This window comes from Arthrobacter sp. AOP36-A1-22, from assembly GCF_052377615.1.
In the GTDB taxonomy this organism is placed as follows: Bacteria; Actinomycetota; Actinomycetes; order Actinomycetales; family Micrococcaceae; genus Arthrobacter_H.
On sequence record NZ_JBQSWX010000002.1, the window covers coordinates 140,649 to 158,077 of the forward strand.

The window sequence follows — 17,429 nt, forward strand, 5'->3', positions numbered from 1 at the left end:
GGGGTGCTTCCCGGAGGGGGCGCCCCCGTTGTGACGGGCCACATTGCGCGGCGAACGGCGTTGGACAACACTGGAAAGACAGGGACCCGATTGGTGTCCCGCTGCACCAACCAAGGAGTGACACCGTGAGCGAACCCATCAATGTGGGACCGGTCGAAGACATCGAAGAAGGCGAGGCCAAGGTCATCGACTCCGATGACACGGGAACCGGAAACGATATTTCCATCTTCCACAGCGAAGACGGTGGTTTCTACGCGCTCGACGACGAATGCACCCATGAAACCGCGTCGCTGGCCGAAGGCTGGATCGAAGACGGCGAAGTCGAATGCCCCGTGCACTCGGCCCGTTTCTGCCTCAAGACCGGTGAGGCACTCTGCCTGCCGGCAACCGTCAACGCCCGCATCCACAAGGTCGAGGTCCGCGACGGGGACATCCTGCTCTACCCCGGAGTGTCACCGAACGCCGGCTAGGCGCTCCAGCGCCAGCGTCGTTCCCAGTTCGGGCCGGTCGGCCGGGTGCTCGAGATAGTGCACCAAGGCCGAATGCAGGACGTTCGGGTCCGCCAACAGGTACGCCACCTGCACCACCACCTCCTTGCGGGCGGTGGTGCCGTGGTCTTCCGGACCGTCGGAGGCCGTCCGGTCGCGGCCACGCAGGACCACCAACGCCGGGCCTCTCCGGCCCAGGGGGGTGCGGCCGCGGGGGTTCTCGGCGCTGATCGAGCCCATGTCCCGCCAATACATCTCGGCGAGCCCCAGGGGGCCGAAGACCACCACACGGCTCCGGGTCAGGAAGACCCCCGGTTGCTGCTCGGCGGAGGCGATGCGCAGCAACCGCAGGCCCTCGCGCAGGATCATGAATCCGGCCACGCCCAGGACGATGGCGCCGGCGATGGTCCAGAAGCGTTCGAATCCTGCGTGCCACAGCGCGAATTTCCCCACCGCAGCCAGCGCGGCGACCAGCCCGATGACCCCGAGTCCGACCGTGGCCGCGGCAAAGGCCGCCGAATTATGGCGGTAGGCGAAACGGGTGGAGGCCCGCAAACCGCTGGAGGTGTCCACTGCGCTGAGCTCGGGAAGCCGGGCGTCGGGGGTCAGCCGGAATTCGCGGAACAGTGACACGACGGTCCCGATCCCGAAGGCCACCAGGGGGACCCCGAAGAGCAGCGATTGCAGGACCAGCGCCCAGATCCCCAGCCCGATGAGGAACCCGGCCATGACGAAGGCGGGAAGCAGGTGGTGCGCCAACTTCCATTCCCGGTTGCGGGGGGCCCACTGGCCCTCGCGGCGTTCCTCTGCTGACATGGATCCATCGTATCGAGGAACCGCGGGGTTCGGAGGCCGCCGGGCGCGTCCTAGTTCAGCCGACGCAACGGGGCACCGGCCAGCCAGGCCTTCACGTTCTCGAAGGCCTGCCCGTAGAAGACCTCGTAGGTCTGCCGGGTGACGTAGCCCAGATGCGGGCTGAGCACGGTCCGCGGCGCGGCGATGACCGGGTGGTCGGCCGGGAGCGGTTCGACGTCGAAGACATCCAGTGCCGCGCCGCCCAGCCAGCCTTCATGCAGACCCCGAAGCATTGCCTCCTGGTCCACGATCGCGGCCCGTGAGGTGTTCACCAGCAGCCCGGCGGGCCCCAGCAGGCGAAGATTCGTCTCGTCGACCAGTCCGCGAGTGCGTTCCGAGAGCTGCAGGTGGACGCTCAGGACATCGGCGGAGGCGAACAGTTCCTCGCGACCCACGAGCCGGGCCCCTGCCGCGGCGGCCCGGTCCGCTTCCAGGTTCTGGCTCCAGGCGATGATGTCCATCCCGAAGGCCGCCCCGTAGGCGGCGATGCGTGAACCGATCCGGCCCAGTCCCAGGATGCCCAGGGTGCTGCCGCAGAGGCCGAAGCCGACGTCGGTACCGTTTTGCCAGGTGCCGGCCCGCAACGACGCCTGTTGGGCCGGGACATCCCGCATCCAGGCCATGAGCAGTGCCCACGTGAGCTCGGGGGTGGCGGTGGTGGACCCGGCGGTCCCGCAGACCGTGATGCCGGCCCCGGTGGCGGCGTCGAGGTCGATGGAGGCGTTGACCTTTCCGGTGGTGACCAGCAGCTTCAACCCGGGCAGGCCGGCGATGATCTCGGCATCGAAGGCCGTGCGTTCGCGCATGGCGACGATGATGTCGAATCCCGCCAGGGCCTCCACCGTGTCCCGGGCGGTGGCCAGGGTGTCGTGGAAGACGACGATCTCGACGTCCTCCAGCGTGGTCCAGGGCGCGAAATCCAAGGCGACGTCCTGATGGTCGTCGAGGATGGCCAGCCGGTGGGCCGGAGGGTTGGTGGGGGACATGGCAGGGCCTTTCGTACTGGTTCTCGTGGTCCGTGGACCCGGCGCGGTCGCCGGGGGCGGGTGCCGGTCAGTCCTGCAGGCGTTCCAACGTCCGGCGCAGCGATTGCGCCGGACGGCCCAGCAGCCGTTCGACATCCGCACTGACCGGTTCCAGCTCCCCGGAGGCGATCGCGGTGTAGGTGCTGATCCAGGCGTCCATCTGCCAGTCGGGGGCACCCAGACCGTCCCGGGAGGCCAGGGCTTCGGCCACGGTCTCGTGGAGGTAGCGGGTCTGCACCCCGGTGACCTCGGTCATCACCGCTGCCGCCTGATGGAGGTCGAACGCCTCGGGCCCGGTCAGGTCGTAGGTGTGGCCGGCATGGACCGGTTCCCGCCCGGCGGCCCAGGCCACGGCGGCTTCGGCGAGCACCACTGCCGCCACCGCGGCGACGTCGTCCCGGGCCACCGCGGAAACCCTGCCCTCGGCCGCCGGGCCGCGCAGAAGATGGTCGTCACCGGCGAAGAGCGGGAAGACGTCCTGGTAGAAGTTATCGCGCAGGATCGTATGCGGCACCCCGGAATCGGCCAGCAGCTTCTCGGTGGCAAAGTGGTCGCGGGCCAGGGTGAAGACGGCATCGGGGGCGGCGGCGAAGAACGAGGTATAGACGATTTGTCCCACCCCGGCCGCCCGTGCCGCCCGGATGAACGCGGCATGCTGGGCCAGCCGGTCGGAGGCCTCCTCCGCGGAGACCATGAGGACGACGTCGACCCCCTCCAGGGCACGGACGGCCCCCGGCTGATCGGCGAAGTCCAGGGCCGCCGCGGAAGCCTCGGCGGCCGCCGTCGTGCGGGGCAGCGCGCGGGCCGCGGCCTCGGCCCGTTCGACGTCACGGGAGAACAGCCGCAACCGCACCGTTCCGGCCAGGCGGCGGGCCACCCGGGAACCGACCTTGCCGGTGGCGCCGGTGATGGCGATCAAGGGGGTGTTGGGGGAAACGTCGTCGGTCATGACCCCCACGGTACGCCGGGGGCGACGTGGAATGGGCGGAGGGGGCGGTTGCGAATACGATGGCGACATCATGAAAAAAACTCGTTCCCTCGCCAAGCCCCTGACGTGGCTGTTGATCATCGCCCTGGTAGGAACCGTAGGAGCCGGTGCGCTGCAAGGCGTCCTGTGAACGGGGGAGTCGTGAACGAGGACGCCACCGGGGCCGGGACCGCCGCCTCCCCCGCGGAAGCACTGATCGAGCCGACCCGACGCGTCGGAGCCCGCTGGGTGACCGGGGCGATCATGGTCAACCTGGTCATCAACGTCGCGTTCTTCGCGCCCATCAACATCCTGATCGGGTTGCAGGCCACGGCGATCGACGCCGGGAACAAGGAAGCCATCCTCACCCTGGTGACCGCCTGCGGTGCCGCCGTCGCGCTGGTCGCCAACCCCGTCACCGGGGCCCTGTCGGACCGGACCACCTCCAGATGGGGCCGGCGCTCGCCGTGGATCCTCGCCGGAGCGGTGCTGGGCACCGCGGCGATGCTCTTCCTTTCCGGGGCCACCACGGTCGCCGCCCTGGTGATCGGCTGGGCGTTGGTCCAGGCCGGCTGCAACGCCATGTACTCGACCATCACCGCTGCGGTCCCGGACCGGGTGCCGGTCGCCCAGCGGGCTTCCGTGGGCGGGCTGGCGGCCATGGGCCAGACCCTGGGCATCCTCGGGGGATCCGTCGTCGGATTCGTCATCTCCGGCAACATTGCCGTCGGATACTGGATCTGCGCGGCGGCCATCGCCGTCGGGGTGATCCCCTACCTGACCCATCGTGATGATCCGGTCCTTCCTCCGGGGCACCATCCGCCGTTCCGGCTCGGCCGGTTCCTGCGCTCCTTCTGGATCAACCCCGTGAAGCATCCGGACTTCGGCTGGGCCTGGCTGACCCGTTTCCTCATGTTCGTGGGCAACCAGCTGGTCATCGTCTACCTGCTGTTCTTCCTCACCGATGTGATCCACCATCCGGATCCCGCCGCCGGGGTGCTGGTGCTGACCGGGCTCTACGCGGTCATGGTGGTCATCACCAGCGTGCTGGCCGGGCGGTGGAGCGACCGGGTGGGACAGCGCAAGGTCTTCGTCGCCGGGGCCTCGGCGGTGATCGCCTGCGCCGCGCTGATCATGGCGTTCTTCCAGGTCTGGCCGGCGGCGATGGTCGGCGCGGCGGTCCTGGGCATCGGCTTCGGGGCCTATCTCGCGGTCGACTTCGCGCTGTTGACCCAGGTGCTGCCCTCGGCAGCGGCCCGTGGCAAGGACATGGGGGTGGTCAATGTCGCGGCCGCGCTGCCCCAGGTGGTCGCCCCGGCGCTGGCGTTGCTGGCGGTGAAGTTCCTCGGCGGCTACATGGCCCTGTTCGTCTTGGCGGCGATCATCGGTCTGGCGGCGGCCGCCCTGGTGTATCGGATCAAATCCGTTCCCTAAGGGTCCGGCCGTGGTCGGGACGCCCTGGATTCGGCGGTATTCTGGGTGAATGGATTGGTTACGCGAGGCTCCCTTCGGCTGGGCGTACCTCTTCCTCTTCCTGCTCTCCATGGCGCGGGCGAACACGACCTACTGGGTGGGTCGCGGGGTCGCCGCGGGGGTGAGCCATTCCCGCTTCGAATACGTCCTGGAAGGCCCGATCTACCGCCGGGCCCAGCGCTTCGTCGCTCGCTGGGGGATCCTGGCGGTTCCGCTGTCCTTCCTCACCATCGGGATCCAGACCGCGGTGAACGCCAGCGCGGGGATGTCCCGGATGCCGTTGTCGCGTTACCTGCCCGCCGTGATCGTCGGCTGCTTGATGTGGGCGTTGATCTACGCCACGGTGGGGATGGCGGTGGTCTACGCGGCCCTCGCGGTCGGCTGGCAGTGGATCGCGTTGGCCGGGGTCGTGGTGGTGGCCGGGGCCGTCCTGTGGATCAGGTACCGGCGCCGGAACGGCTAGGCCACGGGGCCTGCTCCTAGTCGGAGGGGACCGCCATGAACGAGGCCGGGACCAGATCCGCGCCCGCGACGCCTTCGAGCATCCGCGGTTCGATCAGGATTCCCGAACGCAGGATGCTGATCTGCCCGGTGGACTCCAGGATCACGCAGGCGACCTCGGTGCGGTGGCGGATGCCTGCCTGGCGCAGCCGGGCCACCAGTTCCCGCTCGGAGACGTGGGTCCGCCGCAGGTTGGCCTGGATGACCTCGTCCCCGGCCATGAGTATGAACGCGCGGTTGTTGATCATTCCCGAGACCCGCCGGAACCGACGCAGCTGACCGGTAACCGCCTGCAGCGCCAGCAGGGTGACCAGTCCCAGGGCGCCGGCGACCACCGTCGGGGTGTAGCCGAGGATCGCCCGCCCGACGACGGCGCCGAGGGCTACGGCGGCTGCCAGGTCGAAGCTGGACAGGCTCGCCATCGTGCGCTGGCCCATGACCCTGATCAATGCCAGAATCACGAGGTAGAGCGCAATGGCGGATACCACCACCCGACCGGCATCAACCCACGTCAGTCCATATTCTTCCCACATCTTTTTCCTTTCCGCCAGCCTCAAGCCTAGACCGGTAGGCGGCTGGGGCCCGACGGGGAGCAGCGGCGGAGGGGCCTACGCGTGGTTCGTTGCTGCGGCGAGAACCTCTGCGGTCGGGGTGTGGGCCAGCCCCAGGGCCTCGGCCACGGGGGCGAAGGTGACGTGGCCGTCGTGCACGGTCAAGCCGTTGGCGAGCCCGTCGTCGTCCTGTAGTGCCTGCTGCCAGCCCTTGGAGGCGATCCGTAGCGCGTAGGGCAAGGTCGCGTTGGTCAGCGCCACCGTCGAGGTCTGCGGGACGGCGCCGGGCATGTTCCCCACGCAGTAGTAGACGGCGTCGTGCACCGTATAGGTGGGGTCGACATGCGTGGTGGCATGCGATCCCTCGAAGCAGCCGCCCTGGTCGATCGCGATGTCCACCAACACCGATCCCGGACGCATATGCGAGACCATCTCCGTGGTGACCAGCTTCGGGGCCGCGGCCCCGGGGATCAGCACCGAACCGATGACCAGATCCGCCGCGGCGACCTCGCCGGCGATCGTGAACTTCGTGGAGGCCAGCGTCTTGATCCGACCGTTGTAGGCGACATCGATTTCCTTCAACCGGGCCAGGCTGATGTCGATGATCGTCACGTCGGCGCCCATGCCGGAGGTGATCGCCGCCGCATTTTCACCGGCGACACCACCACCGATGACCACGACCTTGGCCGGGCGGGTGCCGGGCACGCCGCCCATCAGGATGCCCGAGCCGCCGGTGGGCTGTTGGAGCTGGAAGGCCCCGATCTGTGCGGCGAGCCGACCGGCGACTTCGGACATGGGCGCCAGCAGCGGCAGGGTCCGGCCGGCGGTGACCGTCTCGTAGGCGATCGCCGTGGCGCCGGCGTCGATGATGGCCCGGGCGCACTCGCTCGAGGCGGCCAGATGCAGGTAGGCGAAGAGGATCTGGCCGGCACGGATGCGGTGGTATTCCTCGGCGACGGGTTCCTTGACCTTGAGCACCATGTCGGCGTCGGCCCAGGCCCCGTCGGCGTCCGAGGCGATCGTCGCCCCTGCGTCGACGTAGAGTTCGTCGGGGATGCCCGAGCCGAGGCCCGCGCCGGTCTCGACGAGGACCTCGTGACCCTGGGCGACGAATTCGGAGACCCCTGCCGGGGTGATGGCGACGCGGAACTCGTTGTTCTTGATTTCACGGGGGACGCCGATGATCATGAGGACTCCTTGGTGGGTCTGTACGCCGTGACGGACCCTCGGATTTCCTCTCCAGGGGTCGACGGCTGGCGGTACGAAACAGTGGTGGCTTTCCTGCGGTTCTTCGGGTGTGACGCAGATTTTATTTCGGTACAATCGAGAATATCCGTAATTTCCATCCGCCCGAAAGAGTGTGACGTGGCCACAGCGAAGAATGTTCGGACCAGTCGGCATTACGAGCTCGATGATATCGACCGTGGTCTGTTGCGGATGCTCACCGAGAACTCGCGGCGGACCAACAACTCCTTGGCCGAGGAGCTCGGGATCGCCCCCTCGACCTGCCTGGCCCGCATGAACGCGCTGCGTGAGACGGGGGTCATCCGCAAATTCACCTTGGATCTGGATCCGGAGGTCCTCGGGCATGCGCTCGAGGCGCTGATCTTCGTGCGGATCCGCCCCGGGGCACGGCACCTGATGTCCAGTTTCGCCGAGGAGATCCGCAGCAAGGCCGGGGTGATGCAGCTGTTCTTCCTGGGAGGAACGGATGACTTCGTGATCCACGTGGCGGTCAAGGATTCCAGCGATGTGCGCCAGTTCGTCCTGGACAACCTCTCGGCCAATCCGGCGGTGGCCTCCACGCAGACCTCACTGGTCTTCGAACATACCCGCGGCGAAGTTCCCTGGCTCTAGGGCGTGCGGCGGCGCAGGGTGATTGACCCCAGGACGATGGAACCGACGATCCATGCCCCGATGAACAGGGTCCGCACCACGATGTAGCCGGAGTCCTCGTCACCGGTGGCCACGGCGGTCAGGGCGTCCATGGCGTGGGAGAGCGGCAGCCAGTCCCCGATCGTTTCCAGCACGTCCGGGAGCTGGGCGCGGGGCAGGAAGAGTCCCCCCAGGAGGATCTGCGGGAAGACGAAGGCAGGCATGAACTGCACGACCTGGAACTCGGTGCGGGCAAAGGCACTGGCCAGCAGGCCCAGGGCGGTGCCCAGCAGGGCATCGGCCACCGCGACCAGGAAGAGCAGCCAGAGCCGGCCGTTGATCTCCAGACCGCAGACCCAGATCGAGAATGCCACGGCGATCGCCGTCTGCGCCACCGCGAGCAGACCGAAGGCCAACGCGTAGCCGAGCACGAAGGACCCCTTGCCCAGGGGCATGGTCAACAGCCGTTCAAGGGTCCCGGAACGACGTTCGCGCAGCGTGCTGATGCTCGCCACCAGGAACATGACGATGAACGGGAACATCGCGATGAGGGCCGGCCCGATGGTGCTGAAGACGTCGGTCTCGGAGAAGATCCAGGCCACCAGGCCGATCAGGAGGCTCGGGACGACCAGCAGGAGGGCGATCGTGCGTGGATCATGAAGGATCTGCGCCAGGACGCGTCCGGCGGTCGCCCAGGTGCCCGAGGGGCTCACCGGTTGCCTCCCGGGGCCTGACCGGCCGGGGCCCGGCGATGCCGTCCGCGGGTCCGCGGGGTGGCCGTGGCCGGCGGGTCGTTGGCGGCGATCAGGGTCAGGAAGGCCTCCTCGGTGGTCCCGGTTCCCGTGCTCCGCAGCAGTCCGGCGGGGGAATCGTCGGCAATGAACCTGCCCTCGCGCATCAGCAGCAACCGGTCGCACCGGGTCGCCTCATCCATCACATGGCTGGAGATCAGCAGGGTGGCCCCGTCCGCGGCCAATTGCCGGAAGAGGGACCAGAGGTCCGCCCGCAGCACGGGATCGAGTCCGACGGTGGGCTCATCCAGGATCATCACCTCGGGGTCCCCCGAGCAGGGCCACCGCCAGCGAAACCCGGCTGCGCTGGCCACCCGAGAGGTTTTCGGTGACCTCATGGGCCGAACCGGCCAGATCCGTCAGCTCCAGCACCCGGTCGGTGTCCCCGCCGGGGGCGACGAGGACCTTGCGGAAGTATTCGAGGTTCTGCCGCACCGTGAGATCGTCATAGATGCTCAGCGATTGGGTCATGTAGCTGACCCGGCGGCGGAGCTGCCGGGAACCGGCCGGCTCGCCGAGGACCCGGACACTCCCGCCGTGGACCAGCTGGGTTCTGACGATGCTGCGCAGCAGGGTCGACTTCCCGCAGCCGCTGGGGCCAAGCAACCCCACCACGTCCCCGGAACCGACCGAGAACCCCAGTCCGTCCAGGACCACGGTCCGGCCGCGACGGACCACCAGGTCGTCGACTTCGATGGCTGGTGCCTCAGTGCCCATGGAACCCATGAGATCCCTGCCGGGGCCACGGGTCAAGCCCGTGGGCCCGCATCCGGCCGGCGGCCCGGAGCGGGTGGCTACCAGGAGGTTTCGCGGGGACGGCCTTCCTCATAGCCGGCGCTGGACTGCACGCCGACGACGGCACGTTCGCCGAACCTGGCGATCGACTCGGCTCCCGCGTAGGTGAAGGAGGAACGGACGCCGGAAATGATCGAATCAACCAGGTCCTCCACCCCGGGACGCGCCGGGTCGAGGTACATCCGCGAATGCGAGATGCCTTCCTCGAATAGTCCCGAACGGGCCCGGTCGAAGGCCGACTGCCTCTTGGTACGGTTCTGCACGGCACGGGCGGAGGCCATCCCGAAGCTTTCCTTATAGGAGCGGCCGTGGGGGTCCACCACCAGGTCGCCCGCGGATTCGTGGGTTCCGGCGAACCAGGAGCCGATCATGACGCTGGCGGCGCCCGCGGCCAGGGCCAGGGCGACGTCGCGCGGGTACTTCACCCCGCCGTCGGCCCAGACTTCGGCCCCCGATTCGTGGGCAGCCTGCGCGCATTCGAGCACGGCCGAGAACTGGGGGCGTCCCACCCCGGTCATCATGCGGGTGGTGCACATGGCCCCCGGGCCGACGCCGACCTTCAGGATGTCCGCCCCGGCGGAGACCAGATCGGTCACCCCCTCGGCGGCCACGACGTTCCCGGCCACGACCTTCAGCCGACGGCCGGTGCGTTCGGCGAATTCATCCCGGGCGGCGGTGACCTGCGGCAGCGCCTCGATCATCTTCTCCTGGTGGCCGTGGGCGGTGTCCACGACGAGGACGTCGACGCCGGATTCGAGCAGGCTGGTGGTCTTGGCCCCCACGTCCCCGTTGATGCCCACGGCGCCACCGACCATGAGCCGGCCCTGCGGGTCGACGGCGGGGGAGTATATGGTCGAGCGCAGGATGCCCTTGCGGGTCAGCACCCCGGCCAGCCGGCCGTCCTCGAGCATGGGAACCATGGACAGATGGCGTTCGGCGATCGTATCGAAGACGGCGCGCGGGTCCTCGTCGACCGAAGCGGTGACGATGTTCTCGCTCATCACCTCGGAGATGCGGGCAAAGCGGTCGACCTCCTGGCAGTCGCCCAGGGTGACGATGCCCACCGGCTCGTGGCCGTTGAGGACGACGGCGGCCCCGTGGGACCGCTTCCCCAGCAGGGACAGGGCGGTCGAGACGGAATCGGTGGTCTGGACGGTGATCGGGGTTTCGAAGACGGTATGGGCGCCCTTGACCTGGCCGACCATGTCGTCGACCGCCTCCCGGCTGATGTCCTGGGGCAGGATCGCGATGCCTCCGCGACGGGCCACGGTTTCCGCCATGCGCCGTCCGGCGACGGCGGTCATGTTGGACACCACCAACGGGATCGAGGTTCCGATGCCGTCGGGGGTGGTCAGGTCCACGCTCGTGCGTGAGGCGATGGCCGAACGCGAGGGCACCATGAAGGTGTCGTTATAGGTCAGGTCATGGGACGGGTTGACGTCATTGAGAAACTTCACATGCTCGAGGGTACCGTTCAAATGAGTCCACGCGACACCACCGCCGGGGTCGTGGGGCATGTCCGGTGCCTCGCCGCGCCATGCGTGGCGAGGCACCCGGGGCTAGTCCTCGCGCGGGTCTCCCAGTCCGTAGATTGCGTCGTGTTCGACCGCTCCATACCGGTGATCGTACTGCGGCTTCTGGTAGGCCAACTCGCCGCCTTGCCGACCGCCATGGGGGCGACCATGGTCGGCATATTCCTCGCGGACGAAGACCAGCCGCCAGGGGCCGATGCCGATGCGGGCGCCGGTACGCAACGTGTAGGAGCCACCCTCCGGCAACCGGGTGCTGCCGGTCACCGGTGAGGTGGCCGTGAGGATGTACTCATCATCCGTGGAGTGGGTGATGGTGGCATGGGCATCGCTGGTCTGCGGTAGCCGGAGTTCGGCCTCGGCGTTGCCGCCGATCACCGTGGTTTCTGCGCTCAGGTCGAAGACCTGCGCCGGGCGCCCGTCCCAGGCTTCGCCGTCCTTCACGAAGATCAACCGTGGGCGGCCGCCACCATAGGTGTAGTGGGTCGTCGTCGGTCGCATCCGGTAGTTGCGCTGGAACGTGGGCGAGAGCGGGAAGGGTGTTCCCGGGGGAATCAGGCTCTGTGCGGGATCGCCCGGGGAACCGCGGAGCAGCGCGGACCAAGTCCCGTCCTTTCCCGGCCGGATGTGGGCCGATCTGGTGAGTAGCCGCTGTGCGGCATTGGCCTTGACGGCTCCCAGCGACACGATGGTCCCTTCGGGTGAAGCCAGTGAAACACTCAGGCCCCACTCGCTGAGCTCCTTGGCGAATCCCCTGACCGAGCGCAGATCGGCACGCGGACCGATCCGGTACAGATCGGGGGTGTCGGTGCTGATGACCACCTCGGTCCCGTTGGCCTTCATGGTTCCGTTCACCGTGGACTCCGGCTCGGTATCGGTCGCCGGGACGGTGACTGAGAAGGCGAGGTCCATATCCAGTCTCATCGGATCATCACCGATCCCGGTGGGGGTCCGAGCCGACGGCCTGATCATCGCTGGTGGTGACCCGCAGCGTGCCGTCGAACTTCCAGGTCGCACGAGGTGCGTCCGGACCGATGTCCCGGGGGACTTCGACGGTCATGTCAACGAGCGTGTAGTTCACGGCTGCGCCGCGTCCGGTGAGATAGGACCACAACTGCTGGCCCAGATCCGACCAGTCGCTGACCTGGTTTGCTCCGGATTCCTGTGGCGTGCTGGCTTCCTGTGACATCGCAAAACTTCCTCTTCGGTCGCGGACGAAATTTCGGTGCCTGCTCCGGGTGAGTCAGGTCTGGTGTGGGACTGCGTTCGTCTCAAGTAGTACGATATTCTAGTTATCAATTATTTGATAGACCTATTTATTTCGTATTGGCGTGACCGGCACTGCGCGATGGCGGACCTCCGGATCGGGGGCCCGGGCCTCGATGCGGGCCAGGATTTCCCCCTCGGCGGCATCGAGGCCATCGCGCAGCATCCGGGCGGCCTCCTCCGGCCGGCCGGCCCGCAGGCAGGCCACGAGGCCGATATTGCGTTCCACGTAGTGCGGATGGAAATCCGGCGTCGTGGACATGGTGTGGAAGACCAGTCTCATCCGGGCCAGCACCCGGTCCATGAGCACCTGGAGCGTCTGGCTTCCGGTCAGGGCGATGACCGCTTGATGCAGGGCCTGGTTCGCGTCAGCCATCCCGGGCACCGACCCGGCGTCCCGGGCCTCCGCGGCCCGGCGGACGATGGCGTCCATGGCTTCCAGTTCCCGTTCCGCAGGGGTGCCCCACAGGACGGCGGAGGGTTCGATCACCCGGCGCACCCGGTAGATCTCCCGGACGTCCTCGGCTCCGGGGGAGGCCACGAAGACCCCGCGGTTGGGGATCCGCACCACCACCGATTCGGCGACGAGTGTCCCGAAGGCTTCCCGCAGGGTGTTGCGCGAGACACCGAGCTCCACCGAGAGCTTCTGCTCGGAGAGCTTCGACCCCGGGGTCAGCAGGCCCGCTGCGATCCGCCGGCGAAGGACCGCGGCGATCCACGCCCCCGTGTGGGCGTGACGGGAGCCAGCGCCGTCGTGCTCATGAACTGGAGGCGTCATGGCTCCCGGCTCCTGGCTGGTGGTCGGGGCAGCAGGGTGTCGGGGTCCACCACGGTGAAGCGGATGGACGTGCCCGGGGGAACCTGGGCTGCGGCCGGCAGGTCCTCGGGGACGACGACGGCGATCACCGGGTACCCGCCGGTGACGGGATGGTCGGTGAGGAAGAGGACGGGCAGCCCCGAGGGGGGAACCTGCAGGGAGCCGGTGGCCGTGCCTTCGCTGGACAGCTCGTCGGTCCGGATGCGTTCCACGGGGGTTTGCCGGTCGCCGGTCTCCAGGCGGAGCCCGACCCGGTTCGACTGGCTTCCGGCGGACCATGGGTGGCGGCAGAGGGCATCGATGGCGTCAGGGGCGAACCAGTCGGCCCGGGGGCCGGAGGTGATGCGCAGATTTACGGTGCCCTCCCGGGGCCGGGGCAGGACGGAGGGTTCGGGGTGGGTGACGATATGCCCGCGGGCCACGGAAGCGACCGGCACCGAGGTGCCGGACGCCAGTGGTGCCGGGCCGAGGCCCGATAACGTGTCCGCCGAACGGCTGCCCAGCACCGCCTCGGCCACCAGTCCGCCGCGGACCGCGAGGTAGCTGCGTAATCCGCTGGTCGGGGCCTGCACCGTGAGGACCTCGTGATCGTGGAGGGCGAAGGGTGCGCGGGCCGCCACGGGCCGTCGGCCGTGGGGTCCGGAGACCGTCGCCGTCTCGGCGGCACCGGTCAAGGACAGCGTCAGCTCGCCGCAGGCCTGGATCCGCAGTCCTCCCACCAGGGTTTCGACCACCGCCGCGTGGGCAGGGTTTCCCACCAGCCGGTTGGCCTGCCGGGCCGAGGCGGTATCGGCGGCACCTGCCGCCGGAACCCCGAGATCGCCCAGCCCCGGGCGGCCCAGATCCTGGAGCAGGGACTGCGGTCCCGGGGAAAGAACAAGAAGGGAGGTGTCGGAGGCCTCGGCGCCTCCGGTGTCTTCGGCCCGTGGGGTGGGGGTGCCGGCCGTCGGGTGGAGCTCAACGAGTTCACGGACGGCACGGTAGCGGACCCGGTCCCCGGGCCGGACCAGCGCCGGAGGGTCCCGGTCCAGATCCCACATCACGGCCTGCGTGCGGCCGATCAGCTGCCAACCACCCGGGGACCGGGCCGGGTAGATGGCCGAGAACCTCCCCGCCAGGGCCACCGATCCGGCCGGCACGGCCGTGCGTGGGGACTGCCGACGCGGTACCTCCAAGGACGCGTCGTCCCCGTGGAGGTAGGCGAAACCCGGCGCGAAACCACCGAAGGCGGCCGTCCAGAGCTGGGCCGTGTGGGCGGCGATGACCCCGTCGGCGCCCAGTCCGGTCATCCGGGCGACCTCGGCGAGGTCATCGCCGTCGTACACCACGTCCACGGTGATCTCGCGTCCGCCCACCGTGGTCGCCGGCCCGTCATCCAACCGGTCCAGGGCGGCGGGGGCCGCCAGGGCGTGGGCGCGGGTGTCGAAGGCGAGCATCACGGTGGATGCCGCGGCGAGCACCTCGATCTGTCCGGGCAACGGAGCATCGGTCAACCGGCGGTGGAGGGCCACGACGTCCTCCAGCGTGCCGACTTCGACCAGGAGGGTGCGCGTGCCGGCCCAACGCAGCGCCGTCGTCCTCATGCGAACGGCCGGATGTCCACGCCTGCCTCCTCCAGTCCCCGGCGGACCGCGCCCGCGAGTTCGACGGCTCCGGTGGTGTCGCCGTGCAGGCAGATGCTCTCGGCGGGGATCGACAACGTCGAGCCGTCCCGGGCCGTCAGGGTGCCCCGGGTGGCCAGCCGGACCATGTTGGTGCTGATGGCTGCCGCATCGTGGAGCACGGCCCCTTCTTCGCGGCGCGGGACCAGCGACCCGTCGGAATTGTAGGCACGGTCCGCGAAGGCCTCGATGACCGGACGCAATCCGGCGGATTCGGCGCGTTCCAGTGCCACGGATCCGGGCAGAAGGAGCAGGGGCAGATCGTTGCCGAAGGCCTTGACCGCGTCGACGACGGCCTGGGCGTGCTCACGGTGGTGGACGATGGCGTTGTAGAGGGCGCCATGGGGTTTGACGTAGCTGATGGAACCGCCGGCCGCCCGGGCCACCGCATCGAGGGCCCCGAGCTGGTACAGGATGTCGTCGGCCAGTTGGACGGGGGAGCAGTCCACGAAGCGGCGGCCGAAGCCGGCCAGGTCCTGATAGGAGACATGGGCCCCGATGCCTACTCCGGCAGCCACGGCATCGCGGCACGTCCGGCCCATGGTGGAGGGGTCGCCGGCATGGAAGCCGCAGGCGACATTGGCGCTGGTGACGGAGCGGAACATGGCGGCATCGTCGCCCTTGCTCCACTCGCCGAAGGATTCGCCGACGTCGCTGTTCAGGTCGATGGTGGGCACCGTGGTCTCCGTCCGGTTGCTGGTCCGACCAGCTTGCACCAGAGACAATGATTGTTCAACAATCCGATGGTTGCGGGCTGGTTCCGCCGTCGGCGAGGAGCAGCCACGGCGGAGAACCGGCCCCGCCCGGAGGGGCCGGAAGTTGGCCCAGAGCATAAATCTGCCGTGGAGGGGGCGATCTTCAGTGGACGTTCAGGTCGCATTGCTAGCCTCGACAAGATTCAAAATCCTCAGGAGGTAGCACGTGAACAAGAAGAAGATGCTGGCCGCACTGGCACTGGTGGGGTCGCTTTCCCTGGTCACTGCCTGCGGTAGCGGCGGCAATGAAGAAGCCGATGGCTCGTCCGCGGCACCCTCCTCGCAGTCCAGTGAGCAGGCGGCCGCCCCCTCGCCGGACCTGAAGGGCATTCCCGATGTCGTGGCCACGGTGAATGACAAGGACATCTCCAAGAAGGAGTTCACCCGTGTCTACGAGAGCCAGTTCCAGCAGGCGGCCATGCAGGCACAGATGTCCGGCCAGGACCTCTCCGACCAGACGGAGATGAAGAAGCAGGTCGCCGACGGCATGGTCGGCACCGAACTGCTGATCCAGAAGGCCAGGACAGCCGGCGTGAAAGCCACCGAAAGGCAGATGGACAAGGCGCTGACCGAAGCGGCGAAGTCCCAGCAGATGGATAAGAAGGAGTTCCTGGCCGCCCTGAAGAAGCAGGGCATGGAGCGCAAGACCGTTGATAAGCAGATCAAGCAGCAGGTCGAGGTCGAAGGCTACATCGAGAAGGAAGCCGGTCCCTTCGAACCCAGCGAAAAGGAGCTGAAGGCCGCCTATAAGAAGGCCGAGGACGCCCAGAAGCAGCAGGGCAAATCCGGTGAGGACGCCCCGGAGATGCCCAAGTACAAGGACGCCAAGTCCCAGCTGAAGCAGCAGCTCGTCCAGCAGAAGGAGAACGAAGCCACCCAGACACTGGTGAAGAAGCTGCGTAAGGACGCCGACGTCAAGATCAACCTCTAGGATCGAGACGTTTCCGGGCCGGTGATGCTGGCAGACTAGGACCGTGGATACACAGGTCCTGGTCACCATCATCGCCGGCCTTTTGCTGGTCTTTTCCGTCGCAGGAACGATCTATCCCGTGTTGCCGGGAAGCCTGCTGACGATCCTCACGCTCTTGGGATGGGCCCTGTTCATCGGCGGCCCGGCGGCGTGGACCTGCGCGGTGGTGGGCATGGTCCTGGCCCTGGCCGGCTGGTCGGCGTCGATGGTCCTGACCGGGCGCAGCCTCAAAAGCCAACAGATCCCCCGGGGAACGATCCTGTTCGCCGTGGCCGCAGGCATTGCCGGGATGTTCCTGATCCCCATCGTCGGGCTCTTCCTGGGGTTCGGTGTCGGGCTGCTCCTGGCCGAATATGCCCGGAGGCGGAACCTGGGATCCGCGATGCGCGCCAGCGTGAGGACACTGAAGTCCACGGGGATCGGAATACTCATCGAATTCGGTTGCGCCGCGCTCGCCGGTTCGGTCTGGACCATCGGGGTCATCTGGCATTTTTCCGCTCGGTGAACGTGGGCGCTCCCCGCGGGGCGGCGCGCCCCACACCCCCTTGTGAGTTTGCTCGCCTTCCAACGCCCTTCACCGTGTCGGCGCGGATTTGCGGCGTACTTTGATAGTACGAAGAATTTCACGGAGTGTCGATTCACTCGGAGGGAGCATGGTCATGAGCGTCGCACCGGATCGTCAGCAGCGTGCAACGGGCAGGACGATGCATCTCGGCGAGGACATCCTGCTGGCCCGCCATGGTGATCGCATCATCCAGCTCCGTCAGGATCGCAAGCACGATCTGACCATCGCCCGCCTGCAGGGCGGACGCACCGACTGGGCCGCCAACACGCTGGCCGGGCTCACCGAACGCGTCCCCGAATCCCCGGCGATGCGGATGGGGCGTCTGGCCGATGATTTCAAGACGGACAAACTCCCCATGCCGAGCGACGAGGTCCGCTTCCTGGCCAAGCTCGGGGTCATCTGGGGCGGCCTTTCGCTGGCCTTGAGCGCCGGGATCCTCTGGCTGACCTACCAGTCCGCCAACCCCGATCTGATGCAGTCGATGATGGGCGCCACCGGCTCCTAGCCCTGGTGCTGGCCGCAGAGCAGCCCTTTCAACAGCGCTC

The 17,429-nt window shown here is 68.1% G+C and carries 21 protein-coding genes; 7 read left to right on the forward strand and 14 right to left on the reverse strand.

The genetic code is table 11. The features are described from left to right. Positions 1-125 precede the first annotated feature (125 nt). Complete coding sequence (locus ACT3S2_RS02010) at positions 126-470, forward strand: bifunctional 3-phenylpropionate/cinnamic acid dioxygenase ferredoxin subunit (protein ID WP_444553872.1); 345 nt, start codon at positions 126-128, stop codon at positions 468-470. On the opposite strand, the gene ACT3S2_RS02015 is transcribed toward ACT3S2_RS02010, so the two are convergent. The 3 genes from ACT3S2_RS02015 to ACT3S2_RS02025 all read right to left on the reverse strand — a co-directional run bounded on the left by ACT3S2_RS02015 (position 453) and on the right by ACT3S2_RS02025 (position 3,317). Next, positions 453-1,304, reverse strand: a complete 852-nt coding sequence (locus ACT3S2_RS02015) for a hypothetical protein (protein WP_444553871.1) — start codon at positions 1,302-1,304, stop codon at positions 453-455. The two genes, ACT3S2_RS02010 and ACT3S2_RS02015, sit on opposite strands and share 18 nt — an antisense overlap. A 50-nt stretch (positions 1,305-1,354) precedes the next feature. Beyond that, positions 1,355-2,329: a D-2-hydroxyacid dehydrogenase family protein gene (locus ACT3S2_RS02020; RefSeq protein WP_444553870.1), complete on the reverse strand. Its 975-nt coding sequence runs from the start codon at positions 2,327-2,329 to the stop codon at positions 1,355-1,357. Positions 2,330-2,396: 67 nt separating this feature from the next. Next, positions 2,397-3,317: an NAD(P)H-binding protein gene (locus ACT3S2_RS02025; protein WP_444561136.1), complete on the reverse strand. Its 921-nt coding sequence runs from the start codon at positions 3,315-3,317 to the stop codon at positions 2,397-2,399. Between the two features lie 180 nt (positions 3,318-3,497). Here ACT3S2_RS02025 and ACT3S2_RS02030 point away from each other — a divergent pair, with 180 nt between their 5' ends. After that, on the forward strand, positions 3,498-4,769 hold the full coding sequence (locus ACT3S2_RS02030) for an MFS transporter (RefSeq protein WP_444553868.1): 1,272 nt from the start codon (positions 3,498-3,500) through the stop codon (positions 4,767-4,769). A gap of 49 nt (positions 4,770-4,818) precedes the next feature. After that, positions 4,819-5,271: a DedA family protein gene (locus ACT3S2_RS02035; RefSeq protein ID WP_444561137.1), complete on the forward strand. Its 453-nt coding sequence runs from the start codon at positions 4,819-4,821 to the stop codon at positions 5,269-5,271. Between the two features lie 16 nt (positions 5,272-5,287). Here the strand turns inward: ACT3S2_RS02035 and ACT3S2_RS02040 are convergent, their stop codons facing one another. Beyond that, on the reverse strand, positions 5,288-5,842 hold the full coding sequence (locus ACT3S2_RS02040) for a DUF421 domain-containing protein (protein WP_444561138.1): 555 nt from the start codon (positions 5,840-5,842) through the stop codon (positions 5,288-5,290). Positions 5,843-5,917: 75 nt separating this feature from the next. Next, on the reverse strand, positions 5,918-7,048 hold the full coding sequence (gene ald / locus ACT3S2_RS02045) for an alanine dehydrogenase (protein ID WP_444553865.1): 1,131 nt from the start codon (positions 7,046-7,048) through the stop codon (positions 5,918-5,920). A 177-nt stretch (positions 7,049-7,225) separates the two neighbouring features. Between ald and ACT3S2_RS02050 the strand changes: the two genes are divergently transcribed. Continuing rightward, entirely contained in the window at positions 7,226-7,717 is a 492-nt protein-coding gene (locus ACT3S2_RS02050; RefSeq protein ID WP_444553864.1) for an Lrp/AsnC family transcriptional regulator, read from the forward strand. Here ACT3S2_RS02050 and ACT3S2_RS02055 read toward each other — a convergent pair. The 9 genes from ACT3S2_RS02055 to ACT3S2_RS02095 all read right to left on the reverse strand — a co-directional run bounded on the left by ACT3S2_RS02055 (position 7,714) and on the right by ACT3S2_RS02095 (position 15,271). Next, the gene (locus tag ACT3S2_RS02055) at positions 7,714-8,448 is read right to left on the reverse strand and encodes an ABC transporter permease (RefSeq protein ID WP_444553863.1); all 735 of its coding nucleotides are present in this window, start codon (positions 8,446-8,448) and stop codon (positions 7,714-7,716) included. The two genes, ACT3S2_RS02050 and ACT3S2_RS02055, sit on opposite strands and share 4 nt — an antisense overlap. Then, a complete protein-coding gene (locus ACT3S2_RS02060; RefSeq protein ID WP_444561139.1) occupies positions 8,445-8,786 on the reverse strand; it encodes a hypothetical protein in 342 nt (113 codons plus the stop codon). Before ACT3S2_RS02060 ends, ACT3S2_RS02055 begins: the two co-directional genes overlap by 4 nt. After that, positions 8,770-9,243, reverse strand: coding sequence for an ATP-binding cassette domain-containing protein (locus tag ACT3S2_RS02065; RefSeq protein ID WP_444553861.1), 474 nt, complete (start codon positions 9,241-9,243; stop codon positions 8,770-8,772). Before ACT3S2_RS02065 ends, ACT3S2_RS02060 begins: the two co-directional genes overlap by 17 nt. A gap of 77 nt (positions 9,244-9,320) precedes the next feature. Further along, on the reverse strand, positions 9,321-10,778 hold the full coding sequence (locus tag ACT3S2_RS02070; protein ID WP_444561140.1) for a GuaB1 family IMP dehydrogenase-related protein: 1,458 nt from the start codon (positions 10,776-10,778) through the stop codon (positions 9,321-9,323). Positions 10,779-10,880: 102 nt separating this feature from the next. Continuing rightward, a complete protein-coding gene (locus ACT3S2_RS02075; RefSeq protein WP_444553859.1) occupies positions 10,881-11,774 on the reverse strand; it encodes an FHA domain-containing protein in 894 nt (297 codons plus the stop codon). A 7-nt stretch (positions 11,775-11,781) separates the two neighbouring features. After that, positions 11,782-12,039, reverse strand: a complete 258-nt coding sequence (locus ACT3S2_RS02080) for a hypothetical protein (RefSeq protein ID WP_444553858.1) — start codon at positions 12,037-12,039, stop codon at positions 11,782-11,784. Positions 12,040-12,162: 123 nt separating this feature from the next. Continuing rightward, on the reverse strand, positions 12,163-12,894 hold the full coding sequence (locus ACT3S2_RS02085; protein ID WP_444553857.1) for a GntR family transcriptional regulator: 732 nt from the start codon (positions 12,892-12,894) through the stop codon (positions 12,163-12,165). Then, positions 12,891-14,516, reverse strand: coding sequence for a carboxyltransferase domain-containing protein (locus ACT3S2_RS02090; protein ID WP_444561141.1), 1,626 nt, complete (start codon positions 14,514-14,516; stop codon positions 12,891-12,893). Before ACT3S2_RS02090 ends, ACT3S2_RS02085 begins: the two co-directional genes overlap by 4 nt. Beyond that, a complete protein-coding gene (locus ACT3S2_RS02095) occupies positions 14,513-15,271 on the reverse strand; it encodes a LamB/YcsF family protein (RefSeq protein WP_444561142.1) in 759 nt (252 codons plus the stop codon). Before ACT3S2_RS02095 ends, ACT3S2_RS02090 begins: the two co-directional genes overlap by 4 nt. A 244-nt stretch (positions 15,272-15,515) precedes the next feature. Between ACT3S2_RS02095 and ACT3S2_RS02100 the strand changes: the two genes are divergently transcribed. The 3 genes from ACT3S2_RS02100 (at position 15,516) to ACT3S2_RS02110 (ending at position 17,389) form a co-directional block, all read left to right on the forward strand. Continuing rightward, positions 15,516-16,280: a SurA N-terminal domain-containing protein gene (locus tag ACT3S2_RS02100; protein WP_444553854.1), complete on the forward strand. Its 765-nt coding sequence runs from the start codon at positions 15,516-15,518 to the stop codon at positions 16,278-16,280. Between the two features lie 43 nt (positions 16,281-16,323). Next, a complete protein-coding gene (locus tag ACT3S2_RS02105) occupies positions 16,324-16,824 on the forward strand; it encodes a DUF456 domain-containing protein (protein WP_444553853.1) in 501 nt (166 codons plus the stop codon). 154 nt (positions 16,825-16,978) lie between these two features. Beyond that, positions 16,979-17,389 (forward strand): hypothetical protein, encoded by a 411-nt coding sequence (locus tag ACT3S2_RS02110; RefSeq protein WP_444553852.1) that lies wholly within the window; start codon positions 16,979-16,981, stop codon positions 17,387-17,389. Positions 17,390-17,429 lie beyond the last annotated feature (40 nt).

Excerpts from the sequence above, each read along its gene's own strand:
- ACT3S2_RS02015 (WP_444553871.1), bottom strand. The coding sequence starts at position 1,304 with ATGTCAGCAGAGGAACGCCGCGAGGGCCAGTGGGCCCCCCGCAACCGG.
- ACT3S2_RS02020 (WP_444553870.1), bottom strand. The coding sequence starts at position 2,329 with ATGTCCCCCACCAACCCTCCGGCCCACCGGCTGGCCATCCTCGACGAC.
- ACT3S2_RS02025 (WP_444561136.1), bottom strand. The coding sequence starts at position 3,317 with ATGACCGACGACGTTTCCCCCAACACCCCCTTGATCGCCATCACCGGC.
- ACT3S2_RS02035 (WP_444561137.1), top strand. The coding sequence starts at position 4,819 with ATGGATTGGTTACGCGAGGCTCCCTTCGGCTGGGCGTACCTCTTCCTC.
- ACT3S2_RS02040 (WP_444561138.1), bottom strand. The coding sequence starts at position 5,842 with ATGTGGGAAGAATATGGACTGACGTGGGTTGATGCCGGTCGGGTGGTG.
- ald (WP_444553865.1), bottom strand. The coding sequence starts at position 7,048 with ATGATCATCGGCGTCCCCCGTGAAATCAAGAACAACGAGTTCCGCGTC.
- ACT3S2_RS02065 (WP_444553861.1), bottom strand. The coding sequence starts at position 9,243 with ATGGGCACTGAGGCACCAGCCATCGAAGTCGACGACCTGGTGGTCCGT.
- ACT3S2_RS02075 (WP_444553859.1), bottom strand. The coding sequence starts at position 11,774 with ATGAGACTGGATATGGACCTCGCCTTCTCAGTCACCGTCCCGGCGACC.
- ACT3S2_RS02080 (WP_444553858.1), bottom strand. The coding sequence starts at position 12,039 with ATGTCACAGGAAGCCAGCACGCCACAGGAATCCGGAGCAAACCAGGTC.
- ACT3S2_RS02085 (WP_444553857.1), bottom strand. The coding sequence starts at position 12,894 with ATGACGCCTCCAGTTCATGAGCACGACGGCGCTGGCTCCCGTCACGCC.
- ACT3S2_RS02090 (WP_444561141.1), bottom strand. The coding sequence starts at position 14,516 with ATGAGGACGACGGCGCTGCGTTGGGCCGGCACGCGCACCCTCCTGGTC.
- ACT3S2_RS02110 (WP_444553852.1), top strand. The coding sequence starts at position 16,979 with ATGAGCGTCGCACCGGATCGTCAGCAGCGTGCAACGGGCAGGACGATG.